General features: G+C 73.5%; 21 protein-coding genes. 10 read left to right on the forward strand and 11 right to left on the reverse strand.

Going from position 1 to position 23,230, the window contains the following annotated elements:
• Nucleotides 1-100 precede the first annotated feature (100 nt).
• On the forward strand, nucleotides 101-1,081 hold the full coding sequence (locus CFP65_RS08200) for a DUF2637 domain-containing protein (RefSeq protein WP_104815471.1): 981 nt from the start codon (nucleotides 101-103) through the stop codon (nucleotides 1,079-1,081).
• A gap of 53 nt (nucleotides 1,082-1,134) precedes the next feature.
• A protein-coding gene (locus CFP65_RS08205; protein WP_371682383.1) for an IS5 family transposase occupies nucleotides 1,135-2,066 on the forward strand; the annotation gives its coding sequence in 2 pieces (ribosomal slippage) (nucleotides 1,135-1,570 and nucleotides 1,570-2,066; 933 coding nt in all).
• Between the two features lie 149 nt (nucleotides 2,067-2,215).
• On the opposite strand, the gene CFP65_RS08210 is transcribed toward CFP65_RS08205, so the two are convergent.
• The 5 genes from CFP65_RS08210 to CFP65_RS08230 all read right to left on the reverse strand — a co-directional run bounded on the left by CFP65_RS08210 (nucleotide 2,216) and on the right by CFP65_RS08230 (nucleotide 7,888).
• On the reverse strand, nucleotides 2,216-4,465 hold the full coding sequence (locus CFP65_RS08210; RefSeq protein WP_104815472.1) for a SpoIIE family protein phosphatase: 2,250 nt from the start codon (nucleotides 4,463-4,465) through the stop codon (nucleotides 2,216-2,218).
• Between the two features lie 299 nt (nucleotides 4,466-4,764).
• The gene (locus CFP65_RS08215; protein ID WP_254552286.1) at nucleotides 4,765-5,166 is read right to left on the reverse strand and encodes an ATP-binding protein; all 402 of its coding nucleotides are present in this window, start codon (nucleotides 5,164-5,166) and stop codon (nucleotides 4,765-4,767) included.
• Nucleotides 5,167-5,525: 359 nt separating this feature from the next.
• Nucleotides 5,526-6,269, reverse strand: coding sequence for a carbonic anhydrase (locus tag CFP65_RS08220; RefSeq protein WP_104815474.1), 744 nt, complete (start codon nucleotides 6,267-6,269; stop codon nucleotides 5,526-5,528).
• A 68-nt stretch (nucleotides 6,270-6,337) separates the two neighbouring features.
• On the reverse strand, nucleotides 6,338-6,796 hold the full coding sequence (locus tag CFP65_RS08225; RefSeq protein WP_104815475.1) for a MarR family winged helix-turn-helix transcriptional regulator: 459 nt from the start codon (nucleotides 6,794-6,796) through the stop codon (nucleotides 6,338-6,340).
• A gap of 117 nt (nucleotides 6,797-6,913) precedes the next feature.
• Nucleotides 6,914-7,888 carry an alcohol dehydrogenase catalytic domain-containing protein gene (locus CFP65_RS08230; RefSeq protein ID WP_158702091.1) on the reverse strand — a complete coding sequence of 325 codons (975 nt, stop codon included), beginning with the start codon at nucleotides 7,886-7,888 and terminating at the stop codon, nucleotides 6,914-6,916.
• 286 nt (nucleotides 7,889-8,174) lie between these two features.
• On the opposite strand from CFP65_RS08230, the gene ureA reads away from it, so the two are divergent.
• Genes ureA through CFP65_RS08245 form a run of 3 tightly spaced genes read left to right on the forward strand, consistent with a single transcriptional unit; the run spans nucleotide 8,175 to nucleotide 11,706 of the window.
• Nucleotides 8,175-8,885, forward strand: a complete 711-nt coding sequence (ureA, locus tag CFP65_RS08235; RefSeq protein WP_104815477.1) for an urease subunit gamma — start codon at nucleotides 8,175-8,177, stop codon at nucleotides 8,883-8,885.
• 31 nt (nucleotides 8,886-8,916) lie between these two features.
• Nucleotides 8,917-10,635 carry an urease subunit alpha gene (locus tag CFP65_RS08240; protein WP_104815478.1) on the forward strand — a complete coding sequence of 573 codons (1,719 nt, stop codon included), beginning with the start codon at nucleotides 8,917-8,919 and terminating at the stop codon, nucleotides 10,633-10,635.
• Nucleotides 10,636-10,662: 27 nt separating this feature from the next.
• The gene (locus CFP65_RS08245) at nucleotides 10,663-11,706 is read left to right on the forward strand and encodes an agmatine/peptidylarginine deiminase (RefSeq protein WP_104815479.1); all 1,044 of its coding nucleotides are present in this window, start codon (nucleotides 10,663-10,665) and stop codon (nucleotides 11,704-11,706) included.
• A 76-nt stretch (nucleotides 11,707-11,782) separates the two neighbouring features.
• Here the strand turns inward: CFP65_RS08245 and CFP65_RS08250 are convergent, their stop codons facing one another.
• The 4 genes from CFP65_RS08250 to CFP65_RS08265 form a co-directional block, all read right to left on the reverse strand.
• Nucleotides 11,783-12,052: a hypothetical protein gene (locus tag CFP65_RS08250; protein WP_104815480.1), complete on the reverse strand. Its 270-nt coding sequence runs from the start codon at nucleotides 12,050-12,052 to the stop codon at nucleotides 11,783-11,785.
• A gap of 103 nt (nucleotides 12,053-12,155) precedes the next feature.
• Entirely contained in the window at nucleotides 12,156-13,553 is a 1,398-nt protein-coding gene (locus tag CFP65_RS08255) for an ABC transporter substrate-binding protein (protein WP_217368150.1), read from the reverse strand.
• A gap of 40 nt (nucleotides 13,554-13,593) precedes the next feature.
• Nucleotides 13,594-14,412 carry a carbohydrate ABC transporter permease gene (locus CFP65_RS08260; protein ID WP_104815482.1) on the reverse strand — a complete coding sequence of 273 codons (819 nt, stop codon included), beginning with the start codon at nucleotides 14,410-14,412 and terminating at the stop codon, nucleotides 13,594-13,596.
• Nucleotides 14,409-15,314: a carbohydrate ABC transporter permease gene (locus tag CFP65_RS08265; RefSeq protein ID WP_104815483.1), complete on the reverse strand. Its 906-nt coding sequence runs from the start codon at nucleotides 15,312-15,314 to the stop codon at nucleotides 14,409-14,411. The genes CFP65_RS08260 and CFP65_RS08265 overlap by 4 nt, the downstream gene beginning before the upstream one ends.
• A 225-nt stretch (nucleotides 15,315-15,539) precedes the next feature.
• On the opposite strand from CFP65_RS08265, the gene CFP65_RS08270 reads away from it, so the two are divergent.
• Nucleotides 15,540-16,154, forward strand: a complete 615-nt coding sequence (locus tag CFP65_RS08270) for a TetR/AcrR family transcriptional regulator (protein WP_104815484.1) — start codon at nucleotides 15,540-15,542, stop codon at nucleotides 16,152-16,154.
• Between the two features lie 94 nt (nucleotides 16,155-16,248).
• Here CFP65_RS08270 and CFP65_RS39650 read toward each other — a convergent pair whose 3' ends face one another.
• Nucleotides 16,249-18,129, reverse strand: coding sequence for a hypothetical protein (locus tag CFP65_RS39650; protein WP_168219560.1), 1,881 nt, complete (start codon nucleotides 18,127-18,129; stop codon nucleotides 16,249-16,251).
• 327 nt (nucleotides 18,130-18,456) lie between these two features.
• Between CFP65_RS39650 and CFP65_RS08280 the strand changes: the two genes are divergently transcribed.
• From CFP65_RS08280 to CFP65_RS08295, 4 genes are all read left to right on the forward strand, one after another.
• Nucleotides 18,457-19,002 (forward strand): hypothetical protein, encoded by a 546-nt coding sequence (locus CFP65_RS08280; protein WP_104815486.1) that lies wholly within the window; start codon nucleotides 18,457-18,459, stop codon nucleotides 19,000-19,002.
• A 111-nt stretch (nucleotides 19,003-19,113) separates the two neighbouring features.
• Nucleotides 19,114-19,794 carry a DUF3105 domain-containing protein gene (locus tag CFP65_RS08285; RefSeq protein WP_104815487.1) on the forward strand — a complete coding sequence of 227 codons (681 nt, stop codon included), beginning with the start codon at nucleotides 19,114-19,116 and terminating at the stop codon, nucleotides 19,792-19,794.
• Nucleotides 19,791-20,471 (forward strand): DUF305 domain-containing protein, encoded by a 681-nt coding sequence (locus tag CFP65_RS08290; RefSeq protein ID WP_104815488.1) that lies wholly within the window; start codon nucleotides 19,791-19,793, stop codon nucleotides 20,469-20,471. Before CFP65_RS08285 ends, CFP65_RS08290 begins: the two co-directional genes overlap by 4 nt.
• An 81-nt stretch (nucleotides 20,472-20,552) precedes the next feature.
• A complete protein-coding gene (locus CFP65_RS08295) occupies nucleotides 20,553-21,686 on the forward strand; it encodes an IS630 family transposase (protein ID WP_104814759.1) in 1,134 nt (377 codons plus the stop codon).
• On the opposite strand, the gene CFP65_RS08300 is transcribed toward CFP65_RS08295, so the two are convergent.
• The gene (locus tag CFP65_RS08300; protein WP_104815489.1) at nucleotides 21,611-23,122 is read right to left on the reverse strand and encodes an MFS transporter; all 1,512 of its coding nucleotides are present in this window, start codon (nucleotides 23,120-23,122) and stop codon (nucleotides 21,611-21,613) included. The two genes, CFP65_RS08295 and CFP65_RS08300, sit on opposite strands and share 76 nt — an antisense overlap.
• Between the last annotated feature and the right edge of the window lie 108 nt (nucleotides 23,123-23,230).

Below are 23,230 nucleotides of genomic sequence, written 5' to 3' on the forward strand. Positions count from 1 at the left end.
TCCCCGGTACTTTGCCGTCAAACCGGCCATACCGCACCCACGCCTGCGCCATGATGGGCTCCGCCTTTCACTACGCAGGAAAGCGAGGCTGGTCAAGGCCATGAAACTGTCCGACATACCACTGGGCTGGGCCATCACCGGTGTGGCCGTGCTGGTGGTGACCGCCGTGCTGGTGGCCGTCGCCCGCACCCGGGCCGCCGCCCCCACCGGCGCCGCGGACTCCTGGGAGCGCAGCGAGGACCGTCGCCGCCGCAAGGAGTCCCTGTACGGGGGAGCCTCGTACACCCTGCTGTTCTGCTGCGCGGCCGTCGCGGCCGCCCTCTCCTTCCACGGCCTGGTCGGCTTCGGCATCCAGAACCTCGACCTCTCCGGCGGCTGGGAGTACCTGGTGCCCTTCGGCCTCGACGGCGCCGCGATGTTCTGCTCGGTGCTCGCCGTCCGGGAGGCCAGTCACGGCGACGCGGCGCTCGGCTCGCGCCTGCTGGTCTGGCTCTTCGCCGGCGCCTCCGCCTGGTTCAACTGGGTCCACGCCCCACGGGGGTTCGGCCACGCGGGCGCCCCGCAGTTCTTCGCCGGGATGTCGCTCTCGGCCGCGATCCTCTTCGACCGCGCGCTCAAGCAGACCCGCCGGGCCGCCCTGCGCGAGCAGGGCCTGGTGCCGCGCCCACTGCCGCAGATCCGGATCGTCCGCTGGCTCCGGGCCCCCCGGGAGACCTACGCGGCCTGGTCGTTGATGCTGCTGGAGAACGTCCGCACCCTGGACGAGGCGGTCGAGGAGGTCCGCGACGACAAGCGCGAGGCCGCCGCCAACCGCGAACGCCAGCGCCTGGCCAGCCGCCGCGAGCGCGCCGAACTCCGCGCGATCGGCCGGGCGAACGGCGGTGTCTGGCGCCAACGCGCGGCCCCCCGCCCCGAGTTGGAGCCCACCCCCACGGAGCCCGCGATAACCGAGGACCCCACCCAACCCGGCCTCCCGGCCCGCCCCGCGCTCGACCTGACCCCGGACGAGGAGACCATGACCATCCCCCGCCTCGACTCCCTGGAACAGAAACTCAAGGACCTGGAACAGCAATTCGGCTAGGAGCTGTCCGGCCGATCATGTGACTTTCGCTTGCTCTGGTCGTTGGTTCGGTCATGGGGCGGGGTGATCTGACAGATGCCGAGTGGGAACGGCTGCGGCCGTTCCTGCCGGTCAGCAACAGGCGTTGCGGGCGGTGGCGGGACCACCGGCAGGTGATCGACGGGATTCTGCACCGGGTGCGGACCGGTGTGCACTGGCGTGACCTGCCCGAGCGTTTCGGTCCCTGGAAGACCATCTACGAACGCCACCGACTGTGGTCGGCCGACGGGACCTGGGAGCGCCTGCTCCAGCGGGTCCAGGCCGAGGCGGACGCGAGCGGCGACATCGACTGGGACATCTCGGTCGACTCCACCGTCGTGCGGGCCCACCAGCACGCGGCCGGCGCCCCTACCGACCTGCCGCCAGCCCTCGCCCCAAAGGGGGATGGGCCAGGAGAACACCAGGACGAGACACCGTGGCAGAGCCTCGTCGCCCGTCTGGCGGAGGTGGTGCTGGAGGTGAGGGCCTGGGCCGCTCGCGCGGCGGGTTCACCACCAAGGTCCACCTGAGCGCGGACGGCCGGTGCCGCCCGCTGTCCCTGGTCGTCACCGCGGGGCAGCGGGCTGACTGCACGCAGTTCGAGCCCGTGCTGGAGAGGATCCGCGTCCCGCGGACCGGCCCGGGCAGGCCCCGCAAGACGCCCGACAGCCTGGCCGCCGACAAGGCCTACAGCAACGGGCCGTGCCGCACCTACCTGCGCAGGCGCGGCATCCCGCACACCATCCCGGAGAAGACCGACAGCCGGGCCGCCCGCCTGCGCAAGGGATCACGCGGCGGACGGCCACCGGGCTTCGACGAGGAGCGGTACAAGAAGCGGAACACCGTCGAACGGGCCATCAACAAGCTCAAGCACGCCAGAGCCGTCGCCACCCGATACGACAAACGCGGCTACGTCTACCTCGGCACTGTCACCGCGGCAGCCCTCGTCATCTGGCTCCGAACATGATCGACCGGACAGCCCCTAGCCGATGCACCCAGGGCGACCACCAGGGGCGCGGGGAACTGCGCGGGCAAGCGAGGGGGCGCGAGTCCCGCCGTACGCACAGATCCTCGCGCCCCAAGGGATACCCGCGCAGTTCCCCGCGCCCCCAATAGTCAGAGCCCCAGTTCGAACCACATCCGCTTGCCCGTCCCGCGAGGCTCCACGCCCCACCCGTCCGCCAGTGCCTCGACCAGCATCAACCCCCGCCCGGAGGAGGCCTGTTCGCCCGGAGTGCGCCGGGTCGGCCAGAGGTCCGACTCGTCCTCCACCTCCACCCGCAGGCGGGTGCCGGCGGCCGGCTCCCGGTACAGCCGGGCGGTGAACATCGCGTCCCGGTCGGTGTGCCGGATGGCATTGGTCACCAGCTCCGAGGCCAGCAGCTCCGCCGTGTCGACCAACTCCGGTACGCCCCAGCGGCGTAGCGCGTCCCGCAGCTCGCCCCGCAGCTCGGAGATCCGGGCCAGATCGGCCTGCCCGATCCGCCGCCGGAGCTGCTGGGCGGCCAGCCCGCCCGCCGGGCCGTCCCAGCGGAGCAGCAGCAGCGCTATGTCGTCCTCGCGCTCGGTGGAGTCGGCGGCCTGCGAGGCGATCCGGTCGGCCAGCAGCTCCAGCGGGTCCTGGGCGGACTCGCCCCGGGCGGGCAGCGGCCGCCCGACGGCCTCGCAGAGCCGGGCGAAGCCGGTGTCCAGGTCCATGTCGCGGGCCTCGACCAGGCCGTCGGTACAGAGCACCACCGTCTCGCCCGGGTCCAGGCTGAACCGGGTGACCCGGTACTCCTCGTCGGGGGCGACCCCGAGCGGCAGCCCGCCGACCACCGGCATCACCACACCGGTGCCGTCGGAACGGCGCAGCACCGGGTCCAGGTGGCCGGCCCGCACCGCGTAGACCACGCCGTAGTCCACGTTGACCTCGGCGTAAGTGCAGGTGGCGAAGTGGTCGGTGTCCAGATCGGCCAGGAAGCGGGAGGCCCGGGCCATCACGGCGGCCGGCGGGTGGCCCTCGGCCGCGTACGCGCGCAGCGCGATCCGCAGCTGGCCCATGATCCCGGCCGCGTGCACGTCGTGCCCCTGCACGTCGCCGATCACCAGGCCGACGTGCCCGCCGGGCAGCGGCACCACGTCGTACCAGTCGCCGCCGATCTGCAGGCCGGAGCCGGCCGCGAGGTAGCGGACGGCGGTGGTGACGCCGGGCACGGACGGCACCGTCCGGGGCAGCATGACCCGCTGGAGGCCGGCGGCCAGCTCGTGCTCGGCGTCGTGCAGGCGGGCCCGGGCGAGCGACTGGGCGACCAGGCCGCCGAGGGTGGTGAGCAGGGTGCGCTCGTCGGTGTCGAGCTCGCGGTCGTCGTCGAAGCTGACCAGGCAGACGCCGATCACCCGGCCGCTGGCGATCAGCGGCAGGAAGGCCCAGGCGCTGCGCGGGAAGCGCTCGGCGAGCAGGCCCCAGGCCTCGGGGTAGCGCTCGCGGTACTCCTCGCGGCTGCCGATGAAGACCGGGAGCCGGGTGCGGACGGCCTCCGCTCCGGGGTGGATGGGCAGCAGCGGGGAGCGGTGGAAGGGGTGCATGTCCTCCGAGCGGTAGCCGCTCGCGCCCAGCACGTGCAGCCGGCCGGCCTCCAGCGAGGCGAGCACCAGGCCGTCCGGCGGCAGGCCGGGCAGCGGCAGCTCGGTGAAGACCCGCGCCACGTCGCGGACGGTGACGGCCTCGGAGAGCGCCCGGGCGGCCTCCTTGATGAACCGCGAGCGTTCCTCGCGGAGCATCGCCAGCTCGCCGGCCCGCTCGCGCTTGTGCAGCTCGACGGTGGCGTCCCAGACGAAGCCGACCATCCGGGAGGCCCGCCCGAAGGCGTCGGCCAGCACCCGGCCGCGGAAGCGCACGGCGTGCAGCTCGCCGCCGGGGAAGACGGTGCGGTAGTAGGCGCCGCACTGGCCGAGCTCGGTGACCGCGCGCTCGACCCGGCGGCGCACCACGGGGGCGTCCTCGGGGTGCAGCATGGCCAGGAAGGCCCCGGAGCTGCGGTCGAAGCGGCCGGCGTCAAGACCGAGGATGGCGCAGGCGCGCGGATCGCCCTCCAGCACGTCCCGGCGGATGTCCCAGTCGAAGGAGCCGATGCCGTTGGCGGCCATCGCCGGTTCGAGCCAGTCGGGGGTGGAGTCGCCGCTGCGGGTGGGCAGGCCCCGGGAGACCACTGGGGTGATCCGCCCGGCGGCCAGCCCGGCGGGTCTGCGGGAGCCGCCGACGGCGCCTTCGCGGGCGGCGCGGGCGGGGCTCTCCACGGGCGCCGGGGTCTCGGCCCGGGCCGCGCTCCGGCTGGTCTGGGCCGGTGGGGTGCGGCGTGCGGGCGGCTCGGGCTCTGTCGCCATGCTTCTCCTGCCGCTGCCGTGCCACCCCGTCCCGTGGGCGGGCGTGGCCGTGTGGTGGTGGGGCGATGCGTCGGACGGTGCGAGGGGTCTCGGGGGTTGGTCGAGGATCCGTTCTCCCCGCCGCCCGTCCCGGGCACACATTCTCACTATCCCATCGAAAGATTACTAGTATCGCCTCACCTGGACGGATGCACTGGAGCGCACCCACCCCACCCAGGTCAGCACAGCCCTGGCCCCGAAGGCAACGGGCGCGGCCGTGCCGCTACAGACCCGCAACGCTCCCCCGGGCCGCGTCGCGCTCAGGCCGGGCCGAGCTCGAACCAGGTGACCTTGCCGTCCCCGCGCAGCTGCACGCCCCAGTCGTCGGCCAGCGCCTCCACCAGCAGCAGGCCCCGCCCGGAGGTGGCGAACTCGCCCACCGCCCGACGCCCCGGCAGCCTGGCCGCGCCGTCCTGCACCTCCACCCGCAGCCGCGCCTCACCCGTCAGCACGGCGTCGAAGACCGCGCCCCGACCGGTGTGCAGCAGCGCGTTGGTCACCAGCTCCGAGGCCAACAGCTCGGCGGTGTCGGCGAGTTGCGGGACGCCCCAGCGCACCAGCGCCGCCCTGAGCCGGTGCCGCACCTCGCGCACGGCCGGCAGGTCGGCCGGCTCCAGCAGGGCGTGGATCCGCCGGTGCAGCGCGCAGCCGGCGCTCTGCACCGGCGCGGTCTCCGCCCGCGCGGGCGCCGCGAGCCTGTCACTGCCCGAAGCCGTCCGCTGCCGCGGAAACCTGGCCTGGCCATCCTTCACCGCACGCCCCCCGCCCTCTCCCGGGCGACGACCGACCGACCCCCACCGATCGGGCCGCCCCTTCTTGCCGACGACCATCCTCATGCCCGCCGGGCGCGCTCCGCAACAGTGCGTGGACGCTCACCTGGGGTGAAGCGGTGGTACGGGGGCGCGTCCGTGATCCAACTCCCGGCCCCGAACAGGTTTACTCCGCGCACCACCCGATCCCGGGGCCCCACCACCCGATCCCGGGACCCCACCAGCCGATCCCGGGGCCCCACCAGCCGACCTCAGCGGCCGAAGGTCACCTCACCGGTGTCCAGCGAGTAGTACCCGCCCACCACCTCGAGCTTCCCGGCCTCGACCAGCGGGCGCAGCAGCGCGTCCCGGCGCAGCCGGGCCACCGTCTGCCGGGTCTGGGCCCGGATCACCGCGTCCACCAGCGCCTCGGCCGGGGCGGTGCGGCGCGCCTCCTCGTACGGGCCGCGCAGGTCCTGCCCGATGTCGGCGAGGTGGCCGGGCAGGCGCTCGCCGGTCCGGAAGGACCGCACGGCCGCCGTCACGGCGCCGCAGCGCTGATGGCCCATCACCACCAGGAGCTTGGCGCCCAGCTCGGCCGGGCCGTACTCGAGGCTGCCGGTGACCAGGCCGTCGGCGGTGTGCGCGGCCGTCCGGATCACCATCAGGTCGCCCAGGCCCTGGTCGAAGACCAGCTCCGGGGGCACCCGCGAGTCGATGCAGGTGAAGACCACCGCGAAGGGCTCCTGATGGGTGGCCACGTCCCGGCGCCGGGCCGCCGAGGAGTCCGGGTGCACCACCCGGCCGGCCACCCAGGCCGCGTTGCCCGCCTCGAGGCGGGCCAGCGCGAGCGCCGGGGTGCCCACCGGCCCGACCGTACTGCCGGGCGCCGTCTCCGGGGCCGCGCGCAGGCCCTCCGCCGAGGCCCGCGGCCCGGGCAGCAGGCCGACCCCGGCCGCCAGCCCGGCCACCGCCACCGTGCCGGCCCGCAGCACGCCCCGCCGATCCGTCCGCACAAGCCTCTCCCCACCGTCGGAACGCCCTGACGGCGAGTCACCGTACCCGGCTTCTGCGGACGCCTTGCTCACTTGCGCAGTGCGGCGGTCGCTCTCTGGAGGAAGCCACGGAAGAGCTCCCGCTCACCCTCCTCGAAGGCTGTCCAGAGCACCGATTCCACTTCCACCGCCCGGGCGTCCGCGGCGGCCACCAGCACCCGGCCGGCCGGGCTGAGCCGGGTGACCAGCACCTTGCCGTGCAGCTCGGAGGGCTCGCGCTCGACCAGGCCCTTGGCCTCCAGATTGGCCAGCAGGCCGGCCATGGTCTGCGGGGTGACGGCGGCGCCGCGCGCCAGCTGCGCGCCGGACATGCCCGCCCGCTCGGTCAGCTGGAGCAGTACCGCGTACTGCGGCACCGTCAGGTCCAGCGCGCGCAGCGCCTCGGCCTTGGCGGCCATCATGGCCTGCTCGGCCTGCTTGATCTGCAGGCCCAGGCGGTGCGGCACGCCCTGCGGGCCGGCGAGCAGCTCGGCGGGGTCGGTGGTCATGGGCTGCTGCCTCCTCCGTACGGGGCCCGGTGCCCCCAGGGGCGGGGACGCCCCCCAGTATCCCCGCCCCCACCGGGGCGCGGGTCACCGCGTCCGCGGCACGCACGCGGGGAGGAGTCAGCGCACCCGCAGCACGTACTTCGTCTCGGCCGTGCGCCCCTCCAGGCGCCGGTGCGCCTCGGCCACCCCGGCCCAGTCCACCTCCTCGACGGAGGTCTTGAGCGTGCCGTCGGCGACCAGCCGCAGGCCCTCCTCCAGGTGCGCCCGGAACAGCTCGGGCCGGCGCCCCAGCAGGCCGCCCATGTTGTAGCCGGTCAGCGCGAAGCTCTCGTACCAGACCTCGTTGGCCGCCAGCGTGAGGTCGCGGTCGGCCGCGTTCCCGATCACCACGTGGCGCCCGAACACGGCCAGCCAGCCCCGCACCTGCCCGCGCGGCTCGCCGCCGACGCTGTCGATCACCACGTCGAAGCCCTGGCCCTGCGTCAGCTCCCCGACCCGGTTGGCGATCTCGTCGTAGCTCAGGACCTGGTCGTAGCCCCCGGCCGCCGCGGCCCGCTCGGGGGTGCCGGCGGCGCCGACCACCAGGGCCGCGCCGTAGTGGCGGGCGAGCGGGCCGAGCAGGGCGCCGAGCGCGCCGGCCGCGCCGAGCACCAGGACGCGGTCGCCCTCGCCCACCCGGGCGGCGGACCGCAGGGTGCCGACGGCGGTGACCGCGTTGCAGGCGGTGGCGGCGGCCAGCCGGGGGTCGAGCCCGGCGAGTTCACCCGCCAGGGGGACGGTGGCGACGGCGCCCGCGATGACGCGCTCGGCGTTGCCGCCGAAGCCGGTCGGCACCGCCACCACCGGCTCGCCGACCCGCAGCCCGGTCACCCCTTCACCGAGCGCCGCCACGGTGCCGGCCACCTCCAGGCCGGGCACGGCCGGCAGCGGCAGCGGGAACTGGCCCCGGCGGAACATCACGTCGGCGAAGTGCACCCCGGCGTGGCTGACCTCGATCGCCACCTCGCCGGGCCCGGGCTCGGGCAGCGGCAGGCCGTCGGCCACCTCCAGCACCTCGGGGCCGCCGGTACGGGTGTAACGGATCGCGCGCATGGTGGAGCTCCCCCTCGTCGTCGTACGGCGCGTCGTTCCGCGCCGCACCATCGTGCACTGCCTTGAAGCAGTAGCCATACATATATCAGCTACCTGACATTCAAGTCACGCCATTGCCGCACCCGCCGCCCGGCGCGCCGGACCGGCGACCCGCCCCTCGACGGGCAAGGCTGAAGGCAGCCGGCGGCCGGACAACCCGAGGCGGCCGACGGCTGGACAACCCGGCATGCCCCGGGTTCAATGGCCAAAGGCATTTGAACGCCGTTCTAACCGCGAGCGAGGCACCGTGCGACTGACCCCCACCGAACGGGACCGGCTGCTGATCTTCACAGCGGCCGAGCTGGCCCGCGCCCGCCGGGCGCGCGGCGTGCGGCTCAACGTCCCCGAGGCCACCGCCCTGATCGCCGACACCGTCTGCGAGGCCGCCCGGGACGGGCGCCGGCTGGCCGAGGCGATCGAGGCCGGGCGCTCGGTGCTGACCGCCGCCGAGGTGCTGCCCGGGGTGCCGGACATCGTCACCACCGTGCAGGTGGAGGCCGTGTTCGAGGACGGCACCCGGCTCGCCGTGATCAACGACCCGTTCCGGGGCGCCGGTTCGCTCGGCGAGCAGGCCCCCGGCGGGGCGCTGATCGGCAGCGGCGCGGGCTACGACCCGGTCGAGGAGACGGTGGTGCTGCCGGTGCACAACACCTCGGCGGTGCCGATCTCGGTCACCTCGCACTTCCACTTCTTCGAGGCCAACCCGCGCCTGGCCTTCGACCGCTCGGCCGCCTACGGCACCCACCTGGCCGTGCCGGCCGGCTCCTCGGTCCGCTTCGACCCCGGCGCCACCGTGGAGGTCGGCCTGGTGCCGATCGGCGGCGAGCGGGTCGCGATCGGCTTCGCCGGCCTGGTGGACGGCCCGCTGGACGCCCCCGGCGCCCGCGAGGCCGCGCTGGCCAAGGCCCGCGCCACCGGCTACCTCACCAGCTTCGACGATGCGGAGATCGAGTCATGAGCACCCCGACCACCGCCGTGGAGGCCCGCCGATGAGCGCGATCACCCCGCACGACTACATCTCGGTGCACGGCCCCCGCGCGGGCGACCGGATCCGGCTGGGCGACTCCGGCCTGATCGTCCGGGTCGAGTCCGACTCGCAGGCGCCCGGCGACGAGTTCCTGGCCGGCTTCGGCAAGACCGCCCGGGACGGCCTGCACCTCAAGGCCGCCGCCGTCCGCGACACCTGCGACGTGGTGATCTCCAACGTGCTGGTGATCGACGCGATCCAGGGCATCCGCAAGACCTCGATCGGCCTGATCGACGGCCGGATCGCCGCGATCGGCCGGGCCGGCAACCCGGACACCCTGGACGGGGTCGAGGTGGTGGTCGGCACCGGCACCACGATCGTCTCCGGCGAGGGGATGATCGCCACCGCGGGCGCCATCGACACCCACGTGCACCTGCTCTCGCCGCGGATCATGGAGGCCTCGCTGGCCTCCGGCGTGACCACCATCATCGGCCAGGAGTTCGGCCCGGTCTGGGGCGTCGGGGTCAACTCCCCCTGGGCGCTGCGGCACGCCTTCAACGCCTTCGACGCCTGGCCGGTCAACATCGGCTTCCTCGGCCGCGGCTCCTCCTCGGACGCCGCCCCGCTGGTCGAGGCCCTGGTGGAGGGCGGCGCCTCCGGCTTCAAGGTGCACGAGGACATGGGCGCGCACACCCGCGCGCTGGACACCGCGCTCCGGGTGGCCGAGGAGCACGACGTCCAAGTCGCTCTGCACACCGATGGGTTGAACGAGTGCCTGTCGGTCGAGGACACCCTCGCCGTGCTCGAGGGCCGCACCATCCACGCCTTCCACGTCGAGGGCTGCGGGGGCGGGCACGTGCCCAACGTGCTCAAGATGGCCGGCGTCGAGAACGTGATCGGCTCCTCCACCAACCCCACCCTGCCGTTCGGCCGGGACGCGCTCGGCGAGCACTTCGGCATGATCGTCTCGGCCCACGACCTCAAGGTCGACCTGCCGGGCGATGCCGCGATGGCCCGCGACCGGATCCGGGCCGGCACCATGGGCGCGGAGGACGTGCTGCACGACCTCGGCGTCATCGGCATCACCTCCTCCGACGCCCAGGGCATGGGCCGGGCCGGTGAGACGGTGCGCCGCACCTTCGCCATGGCCGGCAAGATGAAGGCCGAACTCGGCCCGCTGGACGGTGGGTTCGGCACCACCGAGAGCGGCGACGACAACGAGCGGGTGCTCCGCTACATCGCCAAGCTCACCATCAACCCGGCCATCGCCCACGGCCTGGCCCACGAGGTCGGCTCGATCGAGGTCGGCAAGCTGGCCGACATCGTACTCTGGCGTCCCGACCACTTCGGCGCCAAGCCGCAGCTCGTGCTCAAGGCCGGCTTCCCGGCCTACGGCGTGGTCGGCGACCCGAACGCCTCCACCGACCGCTGCGAACCCCTCGTGCTCGGCCCGCAGTTCGGCGCCCACGGCGCCACCGCCGCCGACCTCTCGGTGGCCTTCGTGGCCCAGGCCGCCGCCGACGGCTCCTACCTGGACCGCGCGGCCGACCAACTCCCCACCCGCAGGCGCCGGGTGGGCGTCCGCGGCACCCGGGGCATCGGCCCGCGCGACATGGTCCGCAACGCGCGGATCGGCCACGTCCAGGTCGAGGCCGACACCGGCCTGGTCTCCCTCGACGGCGAACCGCTGCGCTCCGAGCCCGCCGACAGCGTCTCGCTCAGCCGCCTCTACTTCCTGTAACTCCCCCACCGCATCAAGGATTACCTCATGACTGAGACCCCCGCCGCGCTCGGCTACCGGATGCCCGCCGAGTGGCACCCGCACGAGCGCACCTGGATGGCCTTCCCCACCGACAACCCCACCTTCGACTCCCCCGAGCACCTGCACAGCTCCCGGCTCGCCTGGGCCAGGGTGGCCGACACCATCGTCCGGTACGAGCCGGTCACCCTGATCGTCAACACCGGCGAGACCGAGACCGCCCGGGGCTACGTCTCCCCCGAGGTGGAGATCGTCGAGCGCCCGCTCGACGACGCCTGGATGCGGGACATCGGCCCCTCCTTCCTGCTCGGCCCGGACGGTGAACTCGCCGCCACCGACTGGATCTTCAACGGCTGGGGCGCCCAGGGCTGGGCCCGCTGGGACAAGGACCAGCACATCGCCGAGGAGATCGCCGGCCTGACCGGCGTGCGGCGCTTCGCCTCCCGCCTGATCAACGAGGGCGGCGGCATCCACGTGGACGGCGAGGGCACCGTGCTCGTCACCGACACCGTGCAGCTCGGCGAGGGCCGCAACTCCGACTGGACCCGCGAGGAGGTCGAGGCCGAGCTCAACGCCTTCCTCGGCACCACCAAGGTGATCTGGGTCCCGCGCGGACTCACCCGCGACTACGACGAGTTCGGCACCCGGGGCCACATCGACATCGTCGCCTCCTTCGTCCGCCCGGGCGTGGTCGTCGCCCACACCCAGCCCGACCCCGCCCACCCCGACCACGAGGTCTGCCAGGAGATCGTCGCCCTCCTGCGCGCCGCCACCGACGCGGCCGGCCGCACCCTCGAGGTCATCGAACTCCCCGCCCCCACCGTCCTCCTGGACGAGGACGGCGAGCCCGTCGACTACTCCTACATCAACCACTACGTCGCCAACGACGCCGTCATCCTCTGCGCCTTCGACGACCCCCGCGACACCGAGGCCCAGGCCATCCTCGCCAAGGCCTACCCCACCCGCACCGTCGAACTCGTCGACGCCCGCGAGATCTTCGCCAACGGCGGCGGCATCCACTGCATCACCCAGCAGCAGCCCAAGGCCGGCTGACCCCGGCACGGCCCGCACGCGCGCCCTCCGGCCGGCACCCCGGAGGGCGCCCGGTGTCCGTTCCGCGAGTGACCCGTCAGTCCTCGTCCAGGCCGAACTCCGCCCGGACCGCCTCCAGGGCGTCCTCCAGGGTCGGGGAGATCTGGTCGTGGCCGGTGAAGCCGTCGTCCTCGCCCGGGTCGACCGTCCAGCCGTAGCCGCTGACCGGGTGGCCGTCGACGGTGGCGGAGTGGTGGTCGTCGGAGACGGTGAGGGAGATGTTGCCGCCGGGGAACTCGGTGAGTTCGAGGTGGACGTCGCCGAGGATGCGGTGGACGGCGTCGCGGGTCTCGTCTTCGGTGGTCATGGCATCGGCTCCTCGGCGGGGTCAGGTACTGGTCTCCAGTCTGCCGGGCCCGGGCGGCCGGGTGCGCGACCCACCGTCGGTGAGTCGCGCACCGCGCCGGGCCTCAGCCCACCGAGGAGTTGTAGCCGTCGATGGCGGGCTGGAGCTCCTTCGCCGCGTCGGCCAGCGCCTGGTCGGCCGCCTTGGAGCCGCTGATCACCTGCTCAAGCGCCGTCTCCACGCCCTTGCGCGCCTGCGGCATCACGCCGAGCAGGCAGCCCGCCGTGGCCGGGGTGGGCTTGGTCGAGTGCAGCACGTCGATCGCGGTCTTGAACTGCGGGTACTTCGCCACCCAGGCCTGGTCCTTGGGGTCGTCCAGCGCCTTGCGGTTGACCGGGAAGTACCCGGTGCCGGTGTGCCAGACGGCCTGCTGCGCGGGCTCGTCCAGGTACTTGGCGAACTCCCAGGAGGCCCGCTTCTCGGCGTCCGAGTGCCCGGGCCCGTCGATCCAGAGCGAGGCACCGCCGATCACCGGCCCACCCTGGTCACCGGCAGCGAGCTTGGGGAACGGCGCGGTGGCCACGGTGAACTTGGCCGACTCGTTGTAGCCGCGCAGCACCCCGGTGGACTCCAGGTGGATCGCCACCCGCCCGGCCTTGAAGGCCGCCTGCGCGTCGGCCGTGGTCCGCCCGGTGTTGACGGCGTACCCGCCCTTGACCAGATCGGCCCAGGTCTGCAGGACCTGCGCCCCCTGCGCCGAGTCGTAACCCACCTTGGCGGCCTTGCCGTCCCGCCCGTTGCCCTGGTCGCAGTAGAGCGAGCCGGATTCGGCGAGCAGCTCCTCCACGAACCAGCCGTAGATCGCCGCGCCGAACCCGTACCGGGTGGTCTGCCCGCTCGCGTCCTTGACCGTCAGCTTCTTCGCCAGGTCGGCGATCTCCGCCAGCGTCCTGGGCGGCTGCGCCGGGTCGAGACCGGCGGCCTTGAACGCGTCCGCGTTCAAGTACAGCAGCGGCACCGAGGAGTTGAACGGCATCGAGGCCAGCTTGCCGCCGACGGTGTAGTAGTTGCGGATGTTCGGCTCCAGGTCGTCCAGGGAGTACTTGTCCCGGTCGACGAAGGCCTGCACCGGCACCGTCTGCCTGGAGTCGATCATGAAGCGGGTGCCCACGTCGTAGACCTGCACCAGCGAGGGCGTCGCCTTCTGCTGCACCGAGGCCTTGTACTTGGTCACCACGTCGTCGTAGGTGCCCTGGAAGAGCGCCTTGACCTCGATCCTGCCCTGGTGCGCCGCGTTGAAGGAGGAGACCAGCGAGTTGAGCACCGTCGCGTTCTGGCCGGTCATCGAGTGCCAGAAGGTCACCGTGGTCACCCCCTTGGCCTGGTCCAGCACGCTCGCGGCCGGCGCCGCGGCGTCACCCGAGGAGCCGTCCGAGGAGCCGCTCGAACTGCACGCCGTGAGGGCCAGACCGGCCGCCGCCACGGTGGCCGCCAGCCGCAGGGCCCACGCTCTGCTGGTCACAACTGTTCTCCTTCTCATGAGGGTTACGAGCGGACGCGCTCTAGCGCACGGCACCGGCCGTCAGACCGCGCACGATGAAGCGCTGGCCGAACACGACCAGCAGCAGGGTGGGCAGCAGCGAGAGCACCACCCCGGCCAAGGTCAGCCCCGGGTCGGCCACTTCGGCGTCCCGCAGGCTGGTCAGGCCGATCTGGATGGTCTGCATCTGCGCCGTGCGGGTGATGATCAGGGGCCAGAAGTACTGGTTCCAGGCCGACAGGAAGACGTAGACCGCGATCGCCGCCAGCGAGGGCTTGTTGAGCGGCACCAGCACCCGCCAGAGGAAGCGCCAGTGCCCGGCGCCGTCGATCCTGGCGGCGTCCCGGAGTTCGGCCGGGAACTGCCGGAAGGACTGCCGCAGCATGAAGGTGCCGAAGCCCGAGGCGAGGAAGGGCAGCACCAGCCCCGCGTAGGTGTCGGCCAGCCCCCAGCCTGACAGCGTCAGGTAGTTGGGGATGATCACGGCCTCCCACGGCACCATCAGGGTGGCCAGGAAGACGCCGAAGACCAGGCCCCGCCGGCGCAGCGGCAGGAAGACGAAGGCGTACGCGGCCAGGATCGAGGTGAGCAGCTGCGCCACCGTGATGATCCCGGCCGTGACGGCCGAGTTGAGGTACTGCCGGCCGAGCGGCACGGCGTGGAAGGCGGCCGCGAAGTTGTGGCCGGTCAGCTGATGCGGCAGCAACGAGGGCGGGTAGCCGATGAGTTCGCCGGGCGTCATGAACGAGCCCGCGATCACGTAGTACACCGGGAAGAGCACGGCCAGCACCGCGACCACCAGCACCGCGTAGGTGAGTATTCGGCTCAGCGCGCGGCTCATGCGTAGTGCACCTTCCGGTCGAGCACGCCGAACTGCGCGGCGGCGCAGGCGAGGACGACCACCAGGAGCACCACGGCCTGGGCACTCGCGGTGCCGAAGTCGCTGGAGCCGTAGGCGAAGGCCCGCTCGTAGACGGAGTAGACCAGGGTGCGGGTGGCGCCGTCCGGGCCGCCGCGGGTCAGGATGTGGATCTGGCCGAAGCTCTGCAGGGCGGTGATGGTGGAGACCACCACCAGGAAGAACAGGTGCGGCCCGAGCAGCGGCACGGTGACCGAACGGGCCAGCCGCCAGCCGCCCGCGCCGTCCAGCCGGGCGGCCTCGGTGATCTCCGGGGAGATCGAGCCGAGCCCGGCCGAGAGCACCAGGATGTTGTAGCCCAGGCTCATCCAGACCGAGGTCAGCGCGACCGAGAGCAGCGCGTACCGCGAGTCGGTCAGCCACCCCACCGGCCCCGCCCCGAGCTGCCCGAGCAGCCCGTTGAGCACGCCCCCGGCCGGGTTGTAGAAGACCGAGAAGACCACCGAGGCGCTGGCCACCGAGAAGGCGAACGGCAGCGCGAAGGCCGATCGGAAGGCCCGCACCCCGCGGATCCGGCTCTCCAGCAGCAGCACCACCGCGAGCGCGCCGAGCACCCCCGGCACCACCGTGAGCAGCACGAACAGCGCCGTGGTCAGCAGGGTGCGGTGGAACTCGGCGGAGCCCAGCAGATCGGTGTAGTGCTTGAACCCGACGTAGCGCGAGGGTGCGCCGAACAGGTCGTTGGCGTGCGTGGAGAGGTAGAACGTGCGGACCAGCGGCCAGCCGAGGAAGAGGGCGAAGACGGCCAGCGAGGGCAGCAGGAAGGCCCAGGCGAGGCTCCGTTCGCCCCAGCGGCGGGGGCGGGTGGGTGGTGCGGTCGGCATTGCGCTGTTTCACCTCATCTGACGTGGTGCCGGTCAGAACCGTGGCGTGCCCGGACGGCGTGGTGGCGATCCGGGGGTGACCGCCGGGTGTCCGCCCGGTGACGCGTTCGCGTCACCGCACGTGGCGGGGATACCTACCCAGCGAACGGCGCCGAACGCCTCCGGAGGGCCACCCCACGTATCGTGTGGCCCGTGACCGGAGAAAGGACCAGGGAAGGGGCCGGGATGGCCGAGCCACGGACGCGGCGGGCCGCCCGCCCGCGCGAGGAGGTGTACGCCACCGCACGCGCGGCGATCGCCGAGCACGGGCTGGCCAAACTCACCATGGCCGCCCTCGGCAAGCAGCTCCAGATGAGCGCCGGTCACCTGCTCTACTACTTCGGCAGCAAGGACCAGCTGCTGCTCGAAACGCTCCGCTGGAGCGAGGAGCAGCTCGGCGAGCGCCGCCGCGCCGCCCTGAGCCGGGCCGCCGGCGACGGCTGGCGCCAGCTCGCCGCCTACGCCGACCTCTACCTCCCCGAGGGCCCCGGCGACCCGCGCTGGATCCTCTGGCTGGAGGTCTGGGGCCGCTCCCCCGCCAGCGCCGAGATCCGCCAGGGCCAGCTGGACATCGAGGCCCCCTGGCACGCCGACCTGGTCGCCGTGCTCGAAGCCGGCTACGCCTCCGGCGAGTTCACCCCGGCTGCGCCGGGCGCGAGCCCGGACGACCGCGCCGTCCAACTCCGCGCCCTGCTCGACGGCTTCGCCGTCCCGGTCGCCATCGGCCTGCCGGCCGCCACCCGCGAACAGGCCGCCACCCAGGTGGCCGCCGTCAGCCGCGGCCTGCTCGGCCGCGGCTGACGCCCCGTCGCTCCCACCCCGTCTCTCGCACTCCGTCCGGACCCACTCCGTCCGGACCCATTCCGTCCGACATCACACATCAATCCGTCCGACATCACTCCGTCCAGAGCGCGACGGCCGTCCGGTCCTCCGCGTGCCCCTGGGCGCGGACCTGCACCTGCCGCAGGAAGTCCACCGACCCCGGCGGGTGCGGGTGGGCCCAGTGGTTGGCCAGGAAGTGCGCGACGGCGGCCTCCTCCGCCACCGGCTCGGCCAGCCCAGGCGTGCAGAGCAGCAGGATGTCCCCGGTGGTCGCCGGCACCAGCCGGAACCGGAAGCTGCGCGGCGCCGCCCCCACCCCGTGCGGGGCCGTCACGGGCGGCTCCCCGTCCGGGTGGTGCAGCAGCCGCGCCGCGTACGCGTCGATCCAGTGCCCGGACCGCAGCAGGTACAGCCCGCCCGGCCCGACCCCGAACGCCGCCCGGTGGGTGGCCTCCCCGTCGAGCGGCACCAGCAGGCAGTGCAGCGACCCACCGCCGCCCGTGCCCTCGCCCCCGGCAGGGGCACCCCCGTCCTCGACGGCCGCACCACCCGGGACGCCGGCCCCCACCCCCCGCGCACCCGAAGCGGCGCGGAGCGGGGCCGCCGCCTGGACGGCCAGCCGCTGGAGGCCGTACCGGAGCCGGTCCCGGGCCCCCTCGCGCAGATCGGCCGCGAGCTCGGCCCGGCTCCGGCCGACGGCGGCGGCCAGTTGCCGGCAGGCCTCGGCCGCAGCGGAGCACGGCCCCGCCCCCGGCGAGGCGATCACGGCGAGCAGCAGCCCGCCGTCCGCCGCCCCCTCGCCGAACCGGGTGACGAGCAGCGCGTCCCGCCGCCCCTCGCCGAGGTGCCGCGCGGCATCCCCCCGGACGGACACGGCCCGCAACGTGCTCCGCCCGTACTGCGCCCCGTCCAGCACGGTGTCCGGCACCACCTCGCCCAACCCGTCCGGCCCCACCTCCGCCAACGCCACCGGCTCCGGCCCATACCCCCCGGCCGGCACCACCCCCCGCCGCCGCCCGCCGACCGCCCCGACAAGTCCGGCGGCCCCACCCCCGGAAGCCACCCCGGCCTCGGACCCTGTCGGCACGGCAGCCGCAGCCACCCCCGGAGCCACGACCGGCACCGGCTCGACCACCGCACCACCAGTGACCGCCACCCCCGCCACCCGGAGCTCCGGCACGGCCGAAGGCGCGGGCACGGGCACGGCCGAAGGCTCGGGCTCGAGCACGGGCTCGAGCACGGGCTCCGGCGCGGCCGCAGGCTCGGGCACGGGTGCGGGCACGGGTTCCACCGCGGCCTCGGGCCCAGTCGGCACGGCAGCCGCAGCCACCCCCGGAGCCACGACCGGCACCGGCTCGACCACCGCACCACCAGTGACCGCCACCCCCGCCACCCGGAGCTCCGGCGCGGGCGCGGGTACGGCCGCAGGCTCCGGCTCCGGCTCCGGCTCCGGCTCCGGCTCTGCCAACACCTCAGGCTCCGCCACGGCCTCGGCCCCAGTCGGCACGGGAGCCGGAGGCACCAGCACCGGCACCGGCTCCGCCACGGCCTCGGGCTCAGCAGCAACCTCCGCCCCGGGCGCCTCGTCCACCGGAGCTTCCGCCTCGGGCTCAGGCCCGGAAGCAGCCCCCGCCACCGGCTCGGCCTCCCGCTCCACCGCCACCGCCACCACCGGCACCGCCGCCGCCACCGGCTCCGCCGGGCCGGGGCCCGCCGCCACCCGCTGGGCACCGATCATCCCGACCGCCGAGTCGAACCACTCGTCCACCGTGGGCTCCGGCCGCCGCTGGGCGCCGATCATGCCTGCGGCCGAGTCGAACCAGTCGTCCACGCTGGTGCCGGGGTCGGGAGCGGCATCCGGGGTGTCCGGGAGAGCCCCGGCCGGGCCCGCGTAGACCGCCTGCCACCAGTTGTCCTCGGGGCGGTGGTGCGGGGGTGCACCCTGGTTGCTCATCTGGCGGCTCCTCGTTCCCTCTGCCGTCTGCCGAGCGGGCTCCGTGCCGAACTCGACGTCATTCTCCCCGTGGAGAACGACGCTGTCCGGGATTCGGGGACAACCGATCACCCGGCGGGGGCAGCTTCCGGCCGTCGGACAGAACGGGCACGGAACGCGAGAAGTCACCCCGGCCGGAGCGGCTCCCGGAGGCCGGTCCGATCCGTCCGACCTGCCCGGAAAGGCACCGAACAGGGCGTATTCCCATCCGCCACATGGCGAGAAGCCCAGAAAATGAAGGCCAGTAAGGGGCATCGCTTCACTCGTTCGGCTGATTAATATGGGCGCATGACCGTGCCAGGAGCGAAGACGCCGCAGCTGGGGAGGGCCCTGCACGCGGCCCGCCCGGCGGCGCGCCTGTGGGCCCTGGTGCTGGTCGGTCTGCTGGCACTGCTGCCCTGCGCCGGACGGGCCCAGGCGGTCACCGCTGGGCCCGCCGCCGAACAGGCCGCGCAGACGGCCCAAGCCGCCCCCGTCACCCGAACGGCCCAAGCCGCCCCGACCACTCAGGTGGCCAAGAGCGCGCCCCGGCACCAGCTCAAGGCCGGCCACCTGGCCAGCCTGCTCGCCGACGCGGGCCTGCTCACCGGCCACGGCGTGCCGCAGACGCTCTGCGTCGCGGGCGACCAGCCGCCCCACCCGGGCGACGGCTGCTCGAACCACCCCTTCTGCGGCTCCGAGTCGCAGCTGCCGAACGCGCCGCCGCAGGCAGACGCCCCGGTGCCGGCCCTGCTGGTGCCCGCTGCGGTCCCGGCCTGCCCGGCGCTCGGCGCCTCCAAGCCCGGCGCCGTCCCGGCGCCCGATCTGCACGAGCTGCAGGTCCACCGGATTTAGCGGAACCCACCGTCGACCCGTGCCACCCGGCCGGGCAGGCGGCTCCGCCCTCCCCCCGCTACTCCCCGCACACCGCCGCGCCCCTGCGTGGCGGGGACAAGGACACGTCTCATGGGTTCCGCCTCCAAGCAGTCGAACAAGGCCGCCAAGCCGGGCAGCCGCCAGGCCGAGCAGAACGACCGCCGTGCCAGAATCGCCGCCCTCCGCGCCGAGGAGCAGCGCCGCGAGCGCCGCAACAAGTTCCTCGCCTTCGGCATCGCCGGTGTGCTGATCGCCGGCATGGCCGGCACCGGCATCTACCTGGCGCTGGACGCCAAGGACAAGCACGACGCCAAGGTGAGCGCGGCCAAGGCCCCGATCGAGGGCGTCAAGACCTGGGACAAGCTCTCCCGCAACCACGTGCAGACCCCGGTCACCTACCCGCAGACCCCGCCGGTCGGCGGCGACCACAACCCGGTGTGGCTGAACTGCATGGGCACCGTCTACGACAAGCCGCAGCAGAACGAGAACGCCGTCCACTCGCTGGAGCACGGCGCCGTCTGGGTGACCTACAACGCCAAGGCCACCCCGGACGACATCAAGACCCTCTCCGCCCGGGTGCAGAAGACCCCGTACTCGCTGATGAGCCCGTACCCGACCGAGCCGGGCACCATCACGCTGACCGCCTGGGGCACCCAGCTGATCGTGGACAAGGCCGACGACCCGCGCGTCGCCCAGTTCTTCACCAAGTACGTGCAGGGCCCGCAGACCCAGGAGCCGGGGGCCTCCTGCAGCACGGGGGCCATGGGATGACCTCCGACCACGACGAGCCGACGGCCGAGGCCGCGCCGGTGCGCTCCCGCCGCCGGGTCTGGTGGCCCGCCGCGCTGGCGGCGGCCGTGGCGCTCGGCCTGGGCGTGCCCGCCCTGGTGGCGAGCGGCTCCTCGGCCTCCGGCAGCTCGGTCTCGGTGCCGGCCAACGACTCGCCCGAGGCCGGGTTCGCCCGGGACATGGCCACCCATCACCAGCAGGCCATCGACATGTCCTTCATCGTCCGGGACCGCACCACCAACGAGGAGGTGCGCAACCTCGCCTTCGACATCATCAACACCCAGGCCAACCAGCGGGGCATGATGATGGGCTGGCTCGACCAGTGGGGGCTGCCGCAGAGCAACGGCGTCACCCCGATGGCGTGGATGAAGATGGAGCCCTACCAGGCCCACGACGGCTCGCTGATGCCCGGCATGGCGACCAACGCCGACCTGGCCAAGCTGCGCACCCTCAGCGGCAAGGACGCCGAGATCTTCTACCTCCAGCTGATGATCCGTCACCACACCGGTGGCGTGGAGATGGCCCAGGGGTACGTCGACCTCAGCTCCAACCCGGTCGAGAAGCGCCTCGCCGAGTCCATGGTCAACGGCCAGCGCTCCGAGATCGACCTGATCACCCAGATGCTCGCGGAGCGCGGAGCCAAGCCGCTGCCCAACTAGTGCCGTATCCGGCAACGTTCGCCCCGTCGATGTGTCGTCTGGTTGCTGCGTCGGGCGGCACCGGGCGGTCAGAATGATCACGTGGCTGAACGCGTGCAGGTTCGTGAGATCGATGACGACGAGGGCAGACGGCTGCTACGGATCGTCCGCCGGGGCACCGGGTCGGTGGTGACCTGGCGCCGGGCCCAGATGGTGCTGCTGTCCGCCCAGCGCATGCCCGTGGCGAAGATCGCGGAGGTGACGTTCACCAGCGCTGACCGGGTCCGCGACGTGATCCACAACTTCAACGCCGACGGCTTCGACTCGCTCTACCCGAAGTACCGGGGCGGACGGCCGAGGACGTTCACGCTGCCCGAGCGGCGCGAGATCAAGAAGACCGCCAAGTCGAAGCCGGCCGAGCACGGCCTGCCCTTCTCGACTTGGAGCCTGGCCAAGCTGGCCGACTTCCTGGTCGCAGAGGGGGTGGTCGACGACATCAGCCACGAGGGCCTTCGGGTCCTGCTCCGCGAGGAGGGCGTCTCGTTTCAACGCGTGAAGACCTGGAAGACCTCCCGCGATCCCGACTACGCGGCCAAGAAGGCTCGGGTCGAGCACCTCTACGCTATCGCCGACGGCGAGGTCGTACCCGAGGATGGCGAGCCCGAAGTCGTGTTCTGCCTGGACGAGTTCGGGCCGCTCAACCTCCAGCCCCATCCCGGGAAGCAGTGGGCCGAGCGCGGAGGCCGGCACAAGGATCCTGACCGCGAGCCGCGGCCGAGGCGGCGGGCGACCTACACCCGCCCGCACGGGGTCCGGCATCTGTTCGCCGCCTACGACCTCGCCAAGGATCAGCTCTACGGGCACGTCAAGAAGACGAAGAATCGGTCGAGGTTCCTGGAGTTCTGTCGCTACCTGCGCTCGCTGCACCCGGCGGACGTGCGGATCGCGATCGTCTGCGACAACTACTCGCCGCACCTGACGACGAAGCGGTGCCAGCGGGTCGGGACGTGGGCGGCGGCGAACAACGTGGAGATCGCCTATACCCCGACCAACAGCTCCTGGCTCAACCGGATCGAGGCCCAGTTCACCGCCCTGCGCTACTTCGCCCTCGACGGCACCGACCACCCCAGCCACAAAGCCCAGGGCAGCATGATCCGCCGCTACATCATCTGGCGGAACAAGCACGCCCAGGACGAGCGCCTACGCAAAGTCGTCACCAGGGCGAACGTTGCCTGATGCGGCACTAGATCAGCCACCAGGGGCGCGGGGAACTGCGCGACCAGCCGAGCGGCCCCCGCCGCCACCCCCACCAACAGCACCAACACACCCCGCCCACCCGCCGCCTGCCCGCCCAGGTGCACGCCGAGCACCGGCAGCGCGATGCCCAACGCCGTCCCCAGGCTCCGCGCCATGCTCACCATCCCGCCGCCCACCGCCGAGCTGCCGCCCGGTATCGCCCGCATCACCATCGCGTTGTTGGCGGGCAGCAGCAGCCCCAGCCCGTACCCGGCCACGGCCAGCGCCGGCACCCACTCCCAGGCACCCACCGGCAGCACCGCGAGCAGCCCGATCCCGAGCGCCGCGACCCCCGCCCCCAGTTGGCAGCGCGCCGCGTCCGCCCAGGAGCGCGGCAGCAACAGCCCGCCCACCGTCGCGGCCACCGCGAAAGCGGTCGGCAGGGCGGTGATCACCAACCCGGCCGTGGCCACCGACAGCCCGGCGCCGGTGAGCAGCACCGGCCCGAGCACCAGCGGGCAGAAGAGCAGCAGGTACCCGACCAGCGCGACGCCGAGCCCGGCGCGGATGCCCGGGGTGTTGACCAGGCCGGGGGCGATGATCGGGCGGTCGGCCCGCTGCTCCTGCCGGGCCAGCGCGACCGTCAGCGCGGCCGCGAGCAGCAGCAGGGCGGCCACCGCCCAGCCGGGCAGCGGCAGGCCGGAGGCGGCCGAGAGGCCGAGCAGCAGGCTGGTGCCGGCGCCGGCCAGCAGCACCAGGCCGAGCAGGTCGAAGCGGCGGTGCCCGGCGGCCGGCGCCTCGAGGGCCGGGCAGCCCTGGGTGCGCGGCAGCAGGTACCACCCGGCCAGGATGCCGAGCAGCCCGATCGGGACGTTGACCCAGTACACCCAGCGCCAGGAGGCGTGCGCGACCAGCAGGCCGCCGAGGGTCGGGCCGAGCGCGAGGCCGAGCGCCTGGGCGGCGGCCTGGATGCCGAGTGCGGTCCGCATCGCCCGGGCGGGGACGCCGCGGGCGACCAGGGCCACGCTGTTCGCCTGAAGCATGGCCGCGCCGACCGCCTGCACGCCCCGGCAGGCGATCAGCAGGCCCAGGCTGCCCGCGCTGCCCGCCCCGAGCGAGGCGAGCGCGAAGACCCCGAACCCGCCCAGGTACACCGTCTTGCGTCCGACGAGGTCGGAGAGCCGCCCGACCGGGGCGAGCAGCGCGACCAGCACCAGCAGGTAGACCAGCGAGACCCACTCGACGGCGGCGAACCCGGCGTCGAACTCGCGCTGCAGCGCCGGGAAGGTCAGCGAGGCGATGCTGGCGTCCAGCTGGCCGAGGAAGGCGCCGAGGCAGACGGTGCCGACGGCCAGCCAGTGGGCGTACGGCCGACGGGCGACCACGCGGGGGCGGGGCCGCTCGGCGAGCAGGTCGGTGAGCAGGGCGGAGCGCATGGCTCAAATATATCTGCAGCCGACATACTCCTCCAGCGACCATCTCGTACTGCGACCGTATCGTTGCCGGATGTACTCCCCCACAGACCTGGTCAGTGGCCGACCCTT

It is taken from the genome of Kitasatospora sp. MMS16-BH015 (assembly GCF_002943525.1).
Classification (GTDB): Bacteria; Actinomycetota; Actinomycetes; order Streptomycetales; family Streptomycetaceae; genus Kitasatospora.